This window comes from Candidatus Pelagibacter sp. HIMB1746 (genome assembly GCF_052047555.1).
GTDB lineage: Bacteria > Pseudomonadota > Alphaproteobacteria > Pelagibacterales > Pelagibacteraceae > Pelagibacter.
Map to the genome: position 1 here is coordinate 200,034 of NZ_JBNAJZ010000004.1, position 17,557 is coordinate 217,590.

The 17,557-nt window shown below is 26.7% G+C and carries 14 protein-coding genes, 2 tRNA genes and 1 rRNA gene; 10 read left to right on the forward strand and 7 right to left on the reverse strand.

The window, feature by feature from the left end; genetic code table 11:
- The first annotated feature begins 61 nt into the window (after positions 1-61).
- From ACTTBM_RS06595 to ACTTBM_RS06605, 3 genes are all read left to right on the forward strand, one after another.
- Positions 62-138, forward strand: a tRNA-Ile gene (locus tag ACTTBM_RS06595).
- A 12-nt stretch (positions 139-150) separates the two neighbouring features.
- Positions 151-226 (forward strand) — tRNA-Ala (locus ACTTBM_RS06600).
- A 131-nt stretch (positions 227-357) separates the two neighbouring features.
- A 23S ribosomal RNA gene (locus ACTTBM_RS06605) occupies positions 358-3,110 on the forward strand.
- 33 nt (positions 3,111-3,143) lie between these two features.
- Here ACTTBM_RS06605 and ACTTBM_RS06610 read toward each other — a convergent pair.
- The 4 genes from ACTTBM_RS06610 to ACTTBM_RS06625 all read right to left on the reverse strand — a co-directional run bounded on the left by ACTTBM_RS06610 (position 3,144) and on the right by ACTTBM_RS06625 (position 6,834).
- Positions 3,144-3,854, reverse strand: coding sequence for a hypothetical protein (locus ACTTBM_RS06610; protein WP_440635230.1), 711 nt, complete (start codon positions 3,852-3,854; stop codon positions 3,144-3,146).
- Between the two features lie 87 nt (positions 3,855-3,941).
- On the reverse strand, positions 3,942-4,952 hold the full coding sequence (locus ACTTBM_RS06615; RefSeq protein ID WP_440635231.1) for a sulfotransferase: 1,011 nt from the start codon (positions 4,950-4,952) through the stop codon (positions 3,942-3,944).
- A gap of 46 nt (positions 4,953-4,998) precedes the next feature.
- Positions 4,999-5,931 carry a GDP-L-fucose synthase family protein gene (locus ACTTBM_RS06620; RefSeq protein ID WP_440635233.1) on the reverse strand — a complete coding sequence of 311 codons (933 nt, stop codon included), beginning with the start codon at positions 5,929-5,931 and terminating at the stop codon, positions 4,999-5,001.
- Positions 5,932-5,949: 18 nt separating this feature from the next.
- Positions 5,950-6,834, reverse strand: a complete 885-nt coding sequence (locus ACTTBM_RS06625; protein ID WP_440635234.1) for an SDR family oxidoreductase — start codon at positions 6,832-6,834, stop codon at positions 5,950-5,952.
- 30 nt (positions 6,835-6,864) lie between these two features.
- Here ACTTBM_RS06625 and ACTTBM_RS06630 point away from each other — a divergent pair, with 30 nt between their 5' ends.
- The 7 genes from ACTTBM_RS06630 to ACTTBM_RS06660 are packed head-to-tail and all read left to right on the forward strand — an operon-like array spanning position 6,865 to position 13,989.
- Entirely contained in the window at positions 6,865-7,758 is an 894-nt protein-coding gene (locus ACTTBM_RS06630) for a hypothetical protein (RefSeq protein WP_440635235.1), read from the forward strand.
- A 10-nt stretch (positions 7,759-7,768) separates the two neighbouring features.
- Positions 7,769-9,481 (forward strand): ATP-binding cassette domain-containing protein, encoded by a 1,713-nt coding sequence (locus tag ACTTBM_RS06635; RefSeq protein ID WP_440635236.1) that lies wholly within the window; start codon positions 7,769-7,771, stop codon positions 9,479-9,481.
- On the forward strand, positions 9,478-10,230 hold the full coding sequence (locus tag ACTTBM_RS06640; protein ID WP_440635237.1) for a cytidylyltransferase domain-containing protein: 753 nt from the start codon (positions 9,478-9,480) through the stop codon (positions 10,228-10,230). The genes ACTTBM_RS06635 and ACTTBM_RS06640 overlap by 4 nt, the downstream gene beginning before the upstream one ends.
- Complete coding sequence (locus ACTTBM_RS06645; protein WP_440635238.1) at positions 10,184-11,476, forward strand: aminotransferase class III-fold pyridoxal phosphate-dependent enzyme; 1,293 nt, start codon at positions 10,184-10,186, stop codon at positions 11,474-11,476. Before ACTTBM_RS06640 ends, ACTTBM_RS06645 begins: the two co-directional genes overlap by 47 nt.
- Positions 11,476-12,297 (forward strand): sugar nucleotide-binding protein, encoded by an 822-nt coding sequence (locus ACTTBM_RS06650; RefSeq protein WP_440635239.1) that lies wholly within the window; start codon positions 11,476-11,478, stop codon positions 12,295-12,297. The genes ACTTBM_RS06645 and ACTTBM_RS06650 overlap by 1 nt, the downstream gene beginning before the upstream one ends.
- Positions 12,275-13,336 (forward strand): N-acetylneuraminate synthase family protein, encoded by a 1,062-nt coding sequence (locus tag ACTTBM_RS06655; RefSeq protein WP_440635240.1) that lies wholly within the window; start codon positions 12,275-12,277, stop codon positions 13,334-13,336. Before ACTTBM_RS06650 ends, ACTTBM_RS06655 begins: the two co-directional genes overlap by 23 nt.
- The gene (locus ACTTBM_RS06660) at positions 13,315-13,989 is read left to right on the forward strand and encodes a glycosyltransferase (protein ID WP_440635241.1); all 675 of its coding nucleotides are present in this window, start codon (positions 13,315-13,317) and stop codon (positions 13,987-13,989) included. The genes ACTTBM_RS06655 and ACTTBM_RS06660 overlap by 22 nt, the downstream gene beginning before the upstream one ends.
- Here the strand turns inward: ACTTBM_RS06660 and ACTTBM_RS06665 are convergent.
- The 3 genes from ACTTBM_RS06665 to ACTTBM_RS06675 are packed head-to-tail and all read right to left on the reverse strand — an operon-like array spanning position 13,966 to position 17,473.
- Positions 13,966-14,829 (reverse strand): aldo/keto reductase, encoded by an 864-nt coding sequence (locus ACTTBM_RS06665; RefSeq protein ID WP_440635242.1) that lies wholly within the window; start codon positions 14,827-14,829, stop codon positions 13,966-13,968. The two genes, ACTTBM_RS06660 and ACTTBM_RS06665, sit on opposite strands and share 24 nt — an antisense overlap.
- Entirely contained in the window at positions 14,826-15,821 is a 996-nt protein-coding gene (locus ACTTBM_RS06670; RefSeq protein ID WP_440635243.1) for a polysaccharide biosynthesis protein, read from the reverse strand. The genes ACTTBM_RS06665 and ACTTBM_RS06670 overlap by 4 nt, the downstream gene beginning before the upstream one ends.
- A 2-nt stretch (positions 15,822-15,823) precedes the next feature.
- On the reverse strand, positions 15,824-17,473 hold the full coding sequence (locus ACTTBM_RS06675; protein WP_440635244.1) for a hypothetical protein: 1,650 nt from the start codon (positions 17,471-17,473) through the stop codon (positions 15,824-15,826).
- Positions 17,474-17,557: the final 84 nt, after the last annotated feature.

The following is a 17,557-nucleotide window of genomic DNA, read 5'->3' on the forward strand; positions in this document are numbered from 1 at the left end:
TATACAGGTAATGTTGACCGTCCTCATTTCTCTTCTTAAAGTAGTGTTTCTCTTTGCATAGGGGCCGGTAGCTCAGTTGGTTAGAGCACACCCTTGATAAGGGTGGGGTCGAAAGTTCGAGTCTTTCTCGGCCCACCAATTTAAGATCATGGGGGATTAGCTCAGCTGGGAGAGCGCCTGATTTGCATTCAGGAGGTCAGCGGTTCGATCCCGCTATCCTCCACCAAAACACTTAGTTATAAAAAATCGTAAAAAATTATTAATTAATATCAATATCTATATCCGAACATTAGTAATGTTATTAGCTAATGTTCAAAATAAAAATTTGATTCAACACAGAATTTTTTTCTGTGCATAAATCAAGCGTTTAAGGGCGTGTAGTGGATGCCTTGGCACTGAAAGCCGATGAAGGACGTGATATACTGCGATAAGTTTCGGGGAGCTGTATGTAAGTTTTGATCCGAAAATTTCCGAATGGGGAAACCCACCACTTTATGTGGTACTTTAAACTGAATACATAGGTTTAAAGAGACAACCTGGAGAACTGAAACATCTAAGTAACCAGAGGAAAAGAAATCAATTGAGATTCCGTTAGTAGTGGCGAGCGAACGCGGACTAGGCCAGTAGTTTTGTTAAAAAAATTTGAATAGTTTGGAAATGCTAACCATAGAGGGTGATAGTCCCGTATGAGTAATGTTTAACAAAATTCTTGAGTAAAGCGGGACACGTGAAATCCTGCTCGAATATAGGGGGACCACCCTCTAAGCCTAAATACTCTTCAGTGACCGATAGTGAACTAGTACCGTGAGGGAAAGGTGAAAAGAACCCCTATTAGGGGAGTGAAATAGAACCTGAAACCGCATGCCTACAATCAGTCGAAGCTCTTTTTAGAGTGACGGCGTACCTTTTGTATAATGGGTCAGTGACTTAATTTATAAAGCAAGCTTAAGCCATCTAGGTGTAGGCGCAGCGAAAGCAAGTCTTAATAGGGCGATTAGTTTTATGAATTAGACCCGAAAACGAATGAGCTTACCATGAGCAGGTTGAAAGTTGGGTAACACCAACCGGAGGACCGAACCAGTTGACGTTGAAAAGTCTTTGGATGACTTGTGGTAAGGGGTGAAAGGCCAACCAAATTCGTAGATAGCTGGTTTTCCGCGAAAACTATTTAGGTAGTGCGTTGAGTAAATAAATGTTTAGAGGTAGAGCACTAAATGGGCTAGGGGGAAGAGATTCTTACCAAACCTAATAAAACTCCGAATGCTAAACATTGTTCCTCAGCAGACAGACTGTGGGTGCTAAGGTCCATGGTCGAGAGGGAAAGAGCCCAGACCACCAGATAAGGTCCCCAAATTATGATTAAGTGTGAAAGGATGTGGAAATTCCTTAACAGCCGGGAGGTTGGCTTAGAAGCAGCCATCCTTTAAAGATAGCGTAACAGCTCACCGGTCTAATAGAGTTTCTGCGCCGAAGATGTAACGGGGCTAAAATCATATACCGAATCTGTGGATTTGTAATTTCTTTGGAAATTATAACTGGTAGCGGAACGTTCTGTAAGCCTGTGAAGGGGTACCCGTGAGGGATCCTGGAGGTATCAGAAGTGCGAATGCTGACATAAGTAACGATAAAAGAAGTGAAAAACTTCTTCGCCGAAAATCCAAGGGTTTCTGCGCAAGGTTAATCCGCGCAGAGTTAGTCGGCACCTAAGGCGAGGGCGAAAGCCGTAGTCGATGGAAATAAGGTTAATATTCCTTAACCAGATGGTAGTGACGAATCTTGTAAGTTGTGAGTTCTTAATGGATTGAGCTTGCCGCGAAAAGGTTCCAAGAAATAGCTCCATCATTAGACCGTACCCTAAACCGACACAGGTGGATTAATAGAGTATATTTAGGCGCTTGAGAGAATGATGTTGAAGGAACTCGGCAAAATGCTTCCGTAACTTCGGGATAAGGAAGACCTGTTTTTAGGCAACTAGAGATGGGTGGCACAAGCCAGGGAGAAGCGACTGTTTATCAAAAACACAGGGCTCTGCTAACACGTAAGTGGATGTATAGGGTCTGACGCCTGCCCGGTGCTGGAAGGTTAATGCGGTTGGTGCAAGCTAACTTCTGAAGCCCCAGTAAACGGCGGCCGTAACTATAACGGTCCTAAGGTAGCGAAATTCCTTGTCGGGTAAGTTCCGACCTGCATGAATGGCGTAACGATTTCTCCGCTGTCTCCAACATCAACTCAGTGAAATTGAATTCTCCGTGAAGATGCGGAGTTCGCGTAGTTAGACGGAAAGACCCCGTGCACCTTTACTGCAACTTTACATTGGTATTAGGAAAAACATATTTAGCATAGGAGGGAGACATTGAAGCATAGGCGTTAGTTTATGTGGAGTCACCAGTGAAATACCTCTTTTGTTTTTCTTGGTATCTAACTGATCGCCGTTATCCGGCATCAAGACATTGTATGGTGGGTAGTTTGACTGGGGCGGTCGCCTCCCAAATAGTAACGGAGGCGTGCGAAGGTAGGCTCAGAACGGTCAGAAATCGTTCGTAGAGTGCAATGGCATAAGCCTGCCTGACTGTGAGACTGACAAGTCGAGCAGAGACGAAAGTCGGTCATAGTGATCCGGTGGTTCTGAGTGGAAGGGCCATCGCTCAACGGATAAAAGGTACGCCGGGGATAACAGGCTGATACTGCCCAAGAGCTCATATCGACGGCAGTGTTTGGCACCTCGATGTCGGCTCATCACATCCTGGGGCTGGAGCAGGTCCCAAGGGTTTGGCTGTTCGCCAATTAAAGTGGTACGTGAGCTGGGTTCAGAACGTCGTGAGACAGTTCGGTCCCTATCTGCTATGCGTGTAGAAGAATTGAGAGGAGTTGACCCTAGTACGAGAGGACCGGGTTGAACATACCACTGGTGGACCGGTTGTAGCGCCAGCTGCAGTGCCGGGTAGCTAAGTATGGAAGAGATAACTGCTGAAAGCATCTAAGCGGGAAACTCACCTCAAAACTAGTTCTTCCTATAGAGCCGTGGTAGACCACCACGTTGATAGGCTGGATGTGGAAGCGCAGTAATGCGTGCAGCTGACCAGTACTAATAGCTCAATTGGCTTGATTTATGCACTGAAAAAAATTTTTTAAAAAATTTCAATTTATATAGATATTTTAATTTCATTTTTAACAACTTCAAAATCTTCATTATTATCAACATCAAATCCCTCTTTTAAATTTGATAAAATCGGTAATGGCTTTTTACTCAATCTATCTTTATTGTTAATATATACTTTTCTTTCAGAAATGATTGCAGCACTATTCATAGAAAATAAAGGTTTAAGGTCTTGAGTTTTCGGCCACTTAATTTTTCTCGTATCATGTGATATCCATCCTCTTTTCTTACAGTATACAAATTTGCCTATTAAATTTGCACTAAAGGCACTTTGAATTTTTTTTTGTTTTTTTTTATTAAAAAAAACTTTTAAAAAATTTATGTAAGAGTCTGAGGAAAAATAAGGACTTGTAACGTGTGTCCAGAGTATATAATTACCTGAACAAATTTCAGGTATTATATCAATTAATTTTTGCAAAGAATTATCACCAGATAAACTTGGTTTTCTCTTATGTATTTTTATCCAATTAAATTTTTTACAAAATTTTATTACTTCTGGTAAATCTGTAGAAATTATATACTCAAATTTATGGTTAAATATTCTTAATTTTTTTAGTTTTGATATTTTATTTCTAAATTTTTCTAATTGCAAAATTTTTATCTCAGTTAGACCTAGTTTGTATTTTTTTATTTTATGGATATTTTTATTTTTAACTCTTTTGCTGTTTTTTCTTATAGGTATAAATATGCTTATCATTTATAAATTTTTCATTTCTTATATTAGAAAAGAACACATCATATTGTAGCACAAAAAGCAAAATTTAGTTTTAAAATTTAAATTGTTTTACAATCTTTTAATTCTATTATTAACATTAGTAAATATTTTGTAAATTAAATATTTACATTTCAAAATTATAAATGAAATGTAAGATACAAGTGTAATTTGTTCTTCTTTGTTTTCTATAATATTCAATAATTTTATTTGAGCACTTGATAAATGTTTCTTTTTTTCAAAAATTTTTTTTCCCAGAATTTGTTTTTTATCGTTTCTTTTTGTTAACTTGCCAAAATGAGTATTCTTTAACAAAATCTTATTAAATTTAATTTTTAAAAACTTACAAATTTTTCTCATTTCATCTTCTGTATTAAATATAAGCTTATCAAAATCACAAATGTACACTCTGCCTGGAAATTTTTTTTTTAATGTTTTGGCAATTATCTTATTATTTTCATTTTTAAAGCCTAAGAATTTTTTATAGATTAAATAATTAAAATTATTAATTTCATCAAATTTATCGGTGTGATAAATATTATTGTTCTTTTTTCTATTTATCATTGATGCAATTACGTCTCCAAAATCTCTAGAAATTAAGATCAGCTTTGAATCTTTGAAATTTTTAAGATAAAAAAAATGACTTTCAAAATTGTTGTCTTCCATAAAAACTTTTAATGATTTATTTGCCTCGTAATAAGTTATGTTATAAAAATTTTTTATTAAAGATGTATGAATTATTTCAATAATTTTAATTGCATTCCAGTTTTTTAATTCACTTATTTTTTTTGTCCAATACGTTTCAAACTGATAAAAATTTAATTTCACATAAAATTTCCAATCTACAGTTGAATGATTATTTAAGTGATATCTTTCAAGATCATAGTAGTAACTATCTGATAATATTTTTCTAATTATACTTAAATCTTTATAGGATAATTTTTTTAGAAGTTTTTTATTTCTTGCAAAAGCTGAAAAAACAGCTTCTTGTCCTGGAGAAACCTTTAGTTTTGGATGACCATCTAAAAGAGATTTTAATATAGATTTTCCAGATGCCCAAAAGCCATCAATTAACAAAAACATACTTTTTTATATCATTAATAAAACTTAATCATCAATAATTATGTTTTTATTGATTGTTTGAAATAAAGGCATCCAGTGTTAATTTCAGGCCTTTGTTTAATTTTATTTTAGGTTTCCAACCTAACGCTCTTATATTTTTTGAGTTTAAAAATTTTCTTGGAGTCCCGTTTGGCTTGTTTTTATTTAAAATAAATTTTCCTTTAAATTTTACTATATTTGCTATTTTATTTGCTAGCTTAATTATAGATATTTCCTCACCTGAACCAATATTTAAAATTTTATGATTTGTTTTCTTTTTTAAAATTAAATAGATCGCCTCAGCTAAATCATCAACATATAAAAACTCTCTTAAAGGTTTCCCATTGCCAAATACTTCTACAACTTTTTTATTATGTTTTTTTGCAAGGTATATCTTTTTAATAAGAGCAGCTAATACGTGGCTTGTGTGATCATTATAGTTATCAAATGGACCATATAGATTAGTTGGCATTACGGAAATAAAATTTTGTTTATTTTTTTCATAATATTCTTGACAAAGTTGAACAACCAAAATTTTTGCAAGCGCATAACATTTGTTTGTTTCCTCTAATTTACCATCTAATAAGTATTTTTCTTTTATGGGTTGTCTGGAAAGTTTAGGGTAAATGCAAGAAGATCCTATATTTATAAACTTTTTGACTTTATATTTATTTGATGCGTTTAATAAGTTAAGTCCAATTTCTATATTGTCATTTAGAAAATCTATCGAATCTACTGAATTAGTAATTATACCCCCAACCTTTCCTGCAGCGTTAATTACAATATCCGGTTTATTTTTTTTGAACCAATCATAAACCAAAGTCTTATTTCTCAAATCTAAAATCTTTCTGTTTTCTGTTAGAATCTTAAATTTTCTTTTTTTATCAAATAGTCTTTTTAAAGACCTGCCAACCATTCCGTTGTGACCTGCTATAAAAAGTTTACTTTTATTACTTGTCATACTTAAAAAAAATTAGTTTTACCTGTTTATTTTTTTATATTTTAAAAACCATAAAATATATTTTTTAATTCCTTTATCCAAATTTATTTTAGGCTTCCATCCTAAATTTTTAAGTTTATTGCATCTAGAAATTTGATTATCTGGAACAAAATTTTGTTTTCTGTTATTAAATTTTATATTATTCTCGATCTTTAGGTTCATAACTATTTTTTCAATAATTTCTTTATTTTTTAAAACATCATATGCATGACCATCTAAAACAAAAATTTTTTTTTTAAATACTTTCAATAAAAACTCAATAATATTTATTGCATCACTTATATGTAACCAACTTCTTTTTTCATGCCCATTTCCAAAAAAAGTAAGTTTTTTTTTTATTAATATTTTGTTGCACGCATCCCATAAAAGTTGTTTTTTTAATCCATCACCATAAATAGAAAAATATCTTATAATTATAAGTTTGATTTTATTACCCAAATGTTTTTTAAGAAGTTTTTCAGACTTGAGTTTATTTTTTCCATATATGGAAGTAGGTTTTAATATATTAGAATTGTTTTTATAAACAGCTGCAGAAGAAATATAAATAAAGGTTATTTTTTTTTTTATCTTAATGCAAAAGTCTACCAAATTTTTTGTTGATTGATAATCGTCTTCAAAAGATTTTTTTTTATCTTTTTGAGCTTCACTGACAGTGCCACTACCAGCGCAGTGAAATATAACATCTGGAATAAAATTTAGTTTATATAGATTTTCTAAAGTTATTCTATTTTTTGAGTTATTTTTTATATTTTTTTTTTTTCCAATGATAACTATTTTATTTTTTTTATAAAATTTTTTAAAAATATACGAACCTATGAATCCATATCCCCCAGTAATTAAAATTTTTTTATTGATCAAATTCATTAAGAGTATATAAAATTATAGTCCTTATATATGTATCTTATAAAATTGTTGAAACAATATATCAAAAAAAATCTTGAAAAAATTGGAATAATAAAAACTTTAGAAAGTCTAAAAATTTTGAATAGTAAAATTTTAATAAATCAAAATACAACAAAAATGAGCAGCGATATAAATGATTATGAATTTTCTGTATTTTCTCAATTTGGTGAGGATGGTATAATTCAATATTTAATTCACTCTATAGAAGATATTCCGAAAAGATTTATTGAATTTGGAGTTGAAGATTATGAGGAGTCAAATACACGTTTTTTACTTTTAAATAATAACTGGAGTGGATTAGTCTTGGATGGAGACAAATTAAATATAAGTAGAATAAGAAATAGCTACTACTACTGGAAATATAATTTAGAAGCAAAGCAGCAATTTATTACTGCTGAAAATATAAATCTGATAATTGGTGATTATTTACAAGATAAATCATTAGGAATTTTATCTATAGATATTGACGGAAATGATTATTGGATACTAAAAAGTTTAGATTTTAAAAAGTTAAAACCTATTTTTCTTATATGCGAATATAATAGTCTTCTGGGTAGCGAGGCTTCAATTACTATACCTTATCAAAAGAACTTCGTTAGAGAAAATAATAATTTTGACAAGCTTTATTATGGTGCTTCAATAAATGCAATTAATAATTTGGCTAATAAAAAAGGATATTTTTTATTAGGGTCAAATTCAAATGGTAACAATTTATTTTTTGTAAATCAAAAATATGCTGATAAATTTAAAATTAAAACTGTCAAAGAAGCTTATTTTAAAAATAGCTTCAAAGAATATTCCAATTTAAGTTTTGAAGAAGCTCAAAATTCTCTTAAAACTAAAATATTTTTTGAAACTGAAACAGAAAAATTAATAAAATTTTAATTATAATCTAATGTTTAGATTAATATTATCAGGCATAAAATTAATACCCGAAAAAACATTTAAAAGTCTGAAATATTTACAAATTTTTTTTTTAATAACTGCAATATTTGAAATTATAACTATTTATTCTATCGGTCCAGCAATAGCAATATTACTTGATAATAATTTTTTAGAAAATGAAAAATTTATTAATTTTTTAACTTTTTTTCAATTAAACAATCTATTGGATGATGAATTAACTGTTAAATTATTTTTTCCAATTTTCTTTTTATTATTTTTTATTATTAGTCAGATATTAATTTTTTTATCAATAAAGTTTAGTTTTAAAATAAGTTATAAAATTGCAAAATTACTATCAACTAAACTATATTTTAATAGTTTAAAAAAAAATATTAATGAACTGTCTGGACTTAATACAAATAGAATAATAGTGATGTTAACCGAAGAAACTGATAGATTTATTTATAGCTGCGTAATGTTTCTTTTAAGAATATTTTCGAGAGTTATCGTTATGGTAATTTTTGTTATATCTTTTATATTTATCAATTTTAAATTATCAATCTTTTTAACTATCTTTATAATTGGCTATTACTTTCTCTTTTACAAAAAAATTGAAAAAAAACTTTATGATAATGGAAAAAATATAACCGAATCTTCTTTTAGAAAAGTCAAATTAATTACAGAAACTTTTACAAGTTTTCGTGAAATAAGTGTGTTTAATTTAAAGCAAGACTTACTTGATGATATGACTGAACTAAATAGCAAACTAAATGATGCAAAGTATATTAATTCCTCAATTACCTTGCTTCCAAAATATGTTTTGGAAACAATTTTGATATCATCAGTTATTATAATTGGAGTTTTGAATAATTATATTTTTAATAATAACAATCTAAGTGAATATTTTATAATGATGATTGTTCTCGTATTTGCTGGATATAAACTTATACCAACTTTTCAGGAAATATTTGTTGGTACTAGTATAATAAAAAGCTTAAATTACACAATTGATCAATTGCAAAAGTATAATATAGACGAAATTGATAAAAATGTTTTTACAAATAAATTAAATAAAAAAATTAATTTTAGGAATATTAAAATCAAAGATGTTGAATTTAATTACGATCCATCAATCAAATTAATAAATAATTTTAATCTAGAGATTAATAGAGGAGAAAAAATATGTTTAGTTGGAGAAAGTGGATCTGGTAAATCTACGATTTTAGATTTAATTTTAGGTTTTAGAATTCCAAAATCAGGAAATATATTTTTAAATGAAGATTTAATTTCACAAGAGTTAGAGAATGAGAGTTTAAAATCAATAATAAGCTACGTACCTCAAAAAGTTCTTTTATTAGATAAAACTATCATAGAAAACATAACACTTACAAAATATAACATAGATAAAAATAAACTTAATTTATCAATCAAGCTTTCGTGCCTTGATAAGTTTTTTAACAATTTAAAAAATGGATTAGATACCAAAGTAGGTGAGCTTGGAAAAAATATAAGTGGAGGTCAAGCACAAAGAGTAGCTATTGCAAGATCAATTTATCGTGATACTCCAATAATAATTTTAGATGAACCAACCAGTTCACTAGATAAAGAGACTTCTTTAGAAATTTTATACAATTTATCAAATATGAAAGATAAGACCATAATTATGTCTTCACACAAAATTGATGAAATTAAAAATTTAAAATACAAAATAATAAAATTGTGATTGATGTTTTCATACAGGCAAGATTAGGTTCAAAAAGATTTCCAAAAAAAGTATTTAAAAAAATTGGGAAATATTCTGTTTTAAGTTTTTTGATAAAAAGATTAGAGAATATACAAAATGTAAATAATATTGTTGTACTTACAACATATAAAAAAGAAGATGATAAAATTGTAAATTTTTGTCTTAAAAATAAAATTAAATATTTTAGAGGCAAAAATTTGGACCTACTAACTAGATATTATAAAGCAGCTATAAAATTTAATTCAAAACATATAATGCGAATAACTTCTGATTGTCCATTTCTTGAAAGTCAATTTTTAAAAAAATTTATAAATTTTTATTTAGAAAACAATTATGATTTAGTGACTAATACAATTAAAGCAACCTATCCAGATGGATTTGATTTTTGGATATTTAATAGAAAATCACTGAAAAAATCATTTAAAAATGCAAAATTAAAATATCAAAGAGAACATATGACTCAATATATGATTGAAAATCCAAAAAAATTCAAAATTTATAATTTTATTTCAAGCATAGATTATTCTAAACTTCGTTTATGTATTGACTATAAAAAGGACTTAATTTTGTTAAACAAAATATTTAAGTATTTTAATAAAATAAATTTTAGTTATAACGATATAATTAAATATTACAAAACTTACAGTAAACATTTCATAATAAATTCAAAATATTTTAGGAATGAAGGATTGGAAAAATCAATTAAAAATGAATATAAAAAATCATAAGACAAAACTTTTAAAAAAAAAGGCTGTTAATTTAATCCCAGCATTTACACAATTATTATCAAAGAACCCTAATCGTTTTGATTATAACGTTTGGCCCACATATTATATTCGAGCTAAAGGAGTATTTATTACTGATAATGATAACAATAAATTTTTAGATATGAGTATTGCTAGTATTGGTTCAGTTTTGACAGAATATGCTGATAAAGATATTGATGGTGCAGTTATAAAATCAATTCAAAATGGTGTTAGTTCTTCATTAATAAATGTAAACGAAGTGAAACTAGCTGAAAAACTTTGTAAAATGCATAAATGGTCTGATCAAATTAGATTTTGTAAATCTGGGGGGGAGGCCATGTCTATTGCAGTCAGAATTGCAAGGGCTAGCTCAGGAAAGGATAAGGTACTGTTTTCAGGATATCATGGATGGCATGATTGGTACATGTCAGCAAACTTGAAAAATAATAATAATTTAAATAATCATTTATTTAATAATATTAATCCTTTAGGGGTACCTAAGGTTTTAAAAAATACAGCAATTCCATTTAGATTTTATGACAACAAACAGTTAATAAATTTAATAAAAAAATATAAAAATAAAATTGCAGCCATAATTGTTGAACCAATTCGTAATGATGAACCGAATAAAATTGCTTTAGAAAATATTTACAAAATTGCAAAAAAAAATAACATTATATTAATATTTGATGAGATTTCGTCTGGGTTTAGAATTTGCAATGGTGGATCTCATTTAAAATTAAAGGTAAATCCCGATATTGCAGTTTTTGGAAAAGGATTGGGTAATGGATATCCCATAGCAGCAATTTTAGGTAGAAAAGAGATAATGAAAATTTGTGATAAAATTTTTATTAGCAGTACAAACTGGATGGAGGCAACTGGTTATACAGCTGCATTAAGTACAATTAAAAAATTTGAAAAAAGAAAATTATATAAAAAATTAATAGCAAATGGAAAAAAAGTTAAAAAAATTTGGTTGGATGTTGCAAAAAAATATAATGTTAAAATTAACACCTATGGAATTGATCCATTAGCAAAATTTGATTTTAAATATTCAAAAACAAAAAATTTAATTGCTAAAAAAATACTTATATCGACAATGATAGAAAACAAAATTTTAGCCTCAAATATATATTATGCAATGTCAGCTCATACAGATAATCATTTCAAAAAATTTTCCAAAGCACTTGAACTGGCTTTTTTAAGAATATCTAAAAAAATAAATTAATGAAAATTTTAATACTTGGTGGGAGTGGGTTTTTAGGATCTTATTTAAAAAAAAACTCAAAAAGAAAAATTTATTTTCATGGAAATAAAAAAAAGAGTTTTTTTAATTTTGATATATCAAAAAAAATAAATATTAGGTTTTTAGAAAAAATCAGGCCTAACATTATTATAAATTTAATCTCACTTACTAATGTGAATTTATGTCAAAAAAACAAAAAATTAGCTTATAAAACAAATGTTAATACACAAAAAAATATAGTTAGTTATTGTAAAACAAATAATACTAAATTAATTTATATATCAACAGATCAACTGTATAATGCAAAGAGGGGCTACTCCTCTGAAAGAAATATTTCATTACTTAATTATTATAGTAAAACAAAATTTAAAGCTGAAAGTTTAGCAAAAAATTGCGATTCTATCATCTTAAGAACAAATTTTTTTGGTATAAATAGAGTTAAAAATACTGGCCTTGTAAATTGGTTAATAGAAAGCTGCAAAAAAAAGAAAAAAATTAACTTATATAATAATGTTTATTTTTCACCTCTGAACATAGATACACTAAGTAAGATTATTTTAAAAATTATGACATCAAATAAAAAGGGCACTTATAATTTAGGCTCTTTAAATAAAATTTCGAAAAAAGATTTTGCAGTTAAAGTATTCAAAAAATTAAAAATAAATACCTCATACGATGAAGTAAAAATGAATAAATCAAACCCAAAAAGACCATTGGATATGTCGATGAATTGTAATAAGTTTATAAGAAATTTTAAAATAAAACTTCCAAATATTGAAAATGAAATTAAAAAACTTTCATAGTTACTTTAAAAGAAAACCTTATTTTATAGCTGATATAGCTGCTAATCATGATGGATCAATTACAAGAGCAAAAAAATTGATTAGATTAGCGGCTAAAAATGGAGCTGATGCTGCAAAATTTCAAAATTTTTTTGCCGAAACTATAGTTTCAGATAAAGGTTTCAGGGATTTAAAAAAAGGTCTCTCCCATCAATCAAAGTGGAAAAAATCTGTATACGATGTTTATAAAGCTGCTGAATTACCTTTAAAATGGACTTTAGAGCTTAAAAAGGAGTGTAGGAAGAATAATATAGAATATTTTACAGCTCCATATGATGAGGGAATAATTAATTATTTAAATAACCATTTAAATTTTTGGAAAATTGGTTCTGGTGATATCACATGGCATGAGAATGTCTTGAAAATTGCTAAAACAAAAAAACCAATCATGATAGCAACTGGGGCGTCTGATTTAAAAGAAGTAATAGATTTGGTCAATAAAGTAGAGAGAATAAATAAAAAGATAGTTATAATGCAATGCAATACCAATTATACAGCAGATGAAAAAAATTTTAATTATATAAACCTAAAAGTTATCAATGAGTTTAGAAAAGTATTTCCAAAACATATTATTGGCTTATCAGATCACACTCATGGTTCTGAAACAGTTTTAGGTGCAATTGCACTAGGTGCCACAGTTATCGAAAAGCATTTTACAGATGATAACTCTAGAGAAGGGCCAGATCATAAGTTTTCAATGAATCCAGTAGAATGGAAAAAAATGGTTGTCTCTTCAAATAAGTTATTTTTATCTTTAGGTGATGGAAAGAAAAAAATCGAAAAGAATGAAAAGGAAACTTCAATTATACAAAGAAGGTCAATAAGAATAAAAAGAGATTTAAAAAAAGGATCAACAATAATGAAAGAGGATTTAACTTGTTTAAGACCCTGTCCTATAGATGCAGTCGAACCATACGAAATAAAAAAACTTATTGGAAAAAAAATTAATAAAAATCTTACAAAACACGATTATTTAAAATGGTCAATGATAAAAAGATAATTTTTTTAATACCAGCTTTAAATGAACAAAAAAATATAAAAAAAACTATCATAAATTTTAAAAAATATGGCAAAGTGGTTGTGGTGGATGATGGCTCAATTGATAATACTAAAATCATTGCTTCAAAGTATTCTAATTATTTAATAATAAATAATAAAAATATGGGATACGATTTTTCTATTTATAGAGGAATTGAGTACATAAGAAAAAAATTAAACTTTGATCTAATTGTAGTAATTGATGGTGATGGTCAACATTCAATTAGAAATATTAAAAAAATTTCAAAATTGCCCTCAACTGTACAAATTGCAGTTGGAAACCGGAACATTAAGAATAGATTAGCAGAACATATAGTAGGTTATTTATCCAAATTTATATTTTGTTTAAATGATCCATTTTGTGGATTAAAGGTTTATTCTAAATTATTTATTGAAAAAGCTATAAATTACAAAAACATAAACTGTATTGGAGCTTATTATATTGCAATAGCAAAAATTGAAAAAATTAAAGTTTTTCAATTTGATGTAAGTATAAAAAAATCAGGTAAAACATCTAGTTTTGATAATAATATTATTTCGGGAAATATAAGAATAATCCAAGCTTTTTTTAAGCTCATTTTACTATCTTTTTTACCAAAAAGATGGATTAATTAATTTTTTTTCCTTAATGTTTAAATATTTTAAATCAAATTTACTTAAATCTATATGTTTAAAAGAAAAAATTTCATTCATTTGCTTTAATGAAATTGGTGCAATTAATTTATTTTTTATAAATTTATAATTTTGGACATAATTAATAATTAGATCAATTTTTCTAACCTCGTTTTTTGCACATAAATTATCTAATTCATTTAATTTTAAAATAAATTTTTTATTTTTTATTTTTTTTTTAGCTTTTGGGATAGACATAAACAATGCTCCTTGTAGAAAAATTGATCTTGCATGAATTTCAATTTTCTTTTTTTTTATGAAATTATGCACTTCTAAATTTAAAAGTCTTTGGTCAAAAATATTAAATGGAACTTGAAAAAGTCTAATATTAAATCTTTCATTTAATTTTTTAATATCCTCAAAATTATAAATTGAGACTCCTATTTTATTAACAAGTTTTTGATTTTTTAATGACTTTAAAAGTTTAAAAAAGATATTTTTATCTTTGTTTAATAAATTTTTAGGATTATGAACCAGAATATTGTTAAATTTGTTTACATCAAAAATTTTTAAACTATTAAAAAATGTTTTTTCACACAAATCTAAATTTTTTTTATTAATTGTATTTAAATTTAATGTTTTGGTGTCTAAAATTTTATTTTTATGTTTATTTAAAATTTTTGATAGGTTTATCTCATTATTATATCCAGGAGCAGTATCAATTTGTCTATAACCTTTTTTAAAAAAATTATTTATTATATTTTTTGTAACATTGGTTGATATTTTTTTTTTATTATTATTTATGCCATATATTCTAAAAAAATGGGCTGTTCCCAAAATCATATCTGAAGAATATTTTTAATTTTTTTTTTATTAATTATTATATTTTTATCACTTGAGTATGAAAATTTTTTTTTATTAAATACTAAATTGTAATTTTTATTTTTTTGATCCCAAAAAATAAATTCTTTATCAGGGTAAATTACAAATTTATTTTTTGAAATAACACATCTTAGTGACTCGTATTCAGTAATAAGTTTTTCATAATCTTTTTCACCAACTGTACTTCCTATAAATTTTATTTTTTTCTTCGGGTCAATAGATTTCGCAATATCTGTTATCTTAAAATTTTCCATCTTTGGCACGTATATTTCTCCTCCTTTGCATTCATTTAAAGAATTGAATACAAAGTTTACAGCTTTATCAAAGTTGATCCAAAATCTTGTCATATTCTCAGAGGTAACATTGAAAAATTTTTCTTTATTTTTTTTTATTTCTAAGAAACGTTGTATGACACTACCTTCAGATGCTATTACATTTCCATATCTGACAACCGCAAATCGAGTAATTTGTTTTGAGCTGTAGGCATTACTTGCAATAACAATTTTTTCAGCGCAAAGTTTACTAGCTCCATAAAGATTAATAGGCTCAACAGCTTTATCTGTTGAAAGTAAAATCATTTTTTTACATCTATTTTCTATAGCTGCTTTAATTATATTTTGAGTACCTAAAATATTTGAACTTATAGCTTCGTTTGGATTATATTCTGAGAGATATACATGTTTCATTGCAGCTGCATGTATGATGTAATCAACTTCATTGCATGCCATTTTTACTCTTTCGTAATCTCTAATATCACCTATAAAAAATCTAACCTTTAATCTGTTTTTAGGAGGCAGTGTTAAATTAAATTTATGATGTTTTTGTTCATCTCTGGATAAAATTATTATCTTTTTTATTTTTGTCTTATTTAATAAAAAATTTACAGCTTTTTTTCCAAATGAACCTGTTCCGCCAGTGATTAAAACAACCTTTTTATTTAAAAATTTAAACATATTTATAGCTCGTCAAAATTTAGGATATTATAATTTTTATTTTTTAACATTGTATTTAACATTTTAAAAAATTTGCAATTCTCAAAATTAAAATCTTTTAAATTGAGTGATAAATTATTCCAATATTCATTGTTAATGTTGTTACCAGTAGTATTAATATAGGAATTTAGTTTTGTTTCAACTCTGCTTAATTCTATATCATAAAATGCAAATAATTTAGCTTTTTTAATTTGATCTTCGTTTAATTTAGGTAATTCGTGAATTTTATAAATAAGTTGTTTATATTCATCAATATTTTTTGGTTCGAACGCAAATCCAGTTCTATAATAAATAGCATCACCAGTCACAATAGCTGGTATTCCAAAACAGGAGTATTCCAATCCTGCCGTTCCATGTTCTGTGAAGACGCATTTAGCAAATTGTAATATTGAGCTTGGGTGTATTTCATTAGGGAATATATTTAAATTATTATTTTTAAACTTATAATTATCAACAATTATCTCAGTTTTATCTTTCAGTTTTGTAATCTCATATTCTGTAGGATGCTTTTTAACTAAAATATTTATTTTTTTATTTTCACATAAATATTTTAATGTTTTTTGAAGCCAAATATAGTTATCTTGAAAAATTGATATTCTTTTTTCAAATACACCATCAAAAATATTATTTGCGAATACTACTATTATTGGAATCTTGTTATCCCAACCAAATATCTTGCAAATGTAGTCTTTGTCGACTATTTTTTTTTCTGGATTAAAAGCGAATGTGAGATCAAATATATCATTTAAATTTCTTTTATTTTTAAATCTACTTAATATTTGTTCTTCACCTTTTTTTATAAACGTATCTCTTTTAGAACTTTGTAAAAGTTTCAAATAAGTGTTTTTACTTAAACTAGCTCTATTATATCTTCTTTGAGAAAAATTTTTAAATAATCTTAGACCTATCTTAGTTTGTCCTATACCCTTACAAAAGATTTTAATTTTATTTTTTAAAAAAAGTTGAAAAATAATTGCTTCCGGATTGAATTGAATTTCATGTGTGACATAGTATTTTATTTTATAAATTTTTAATATTTTTTGTATTTCGTTATATGAGCAAATACTTTTAAATAAATAAAAAAAAAGTTTATAATTTATATTATTAGCAGTTCCTTCAAAAGAATTTCTCAGATAATCATCATAGCTAACTTTTCCAATCTCAATGTCATCTAATTTTAAATCTATAAACTGATCAATATCTTTAATTTTTTTTGTCAAAGAGAAGAAAAGTTTTAAATGTTTATAATAATGATTAATTGGATTTAAATTTGTTATATAAGTGATGTTAGTAATATTAAAACTCTTATAGAGACTACTTCTGTATTTATTTTTAACTTTATCTATTACTAATATTTCTTTCTTATAAAATTTCTGTAAATATTTTGCTAAAATAAGATTTTGTATTAAATTCATAGGATGGAAATTAGTACAGTCTATTGCTATTAATTCACTTCCAAAAATTTTTTCATCTAATTCATTCCATTTTGCATAATTATTTTTTATATATTTTTCAAATTCAATTGTTTTGAAGTGTTTATTTGATTCATAACTATGTCTAATATCAGAAATTAGTGATTTGATTGTTTGAAAAAATAAAAATATTATCTTCATTTTAAAAAAAAATTAATATCAACCTTTTATGAGAATTACTATATTATCTGAAAACAATAGGTTTAAATTGCATAATTATTATCC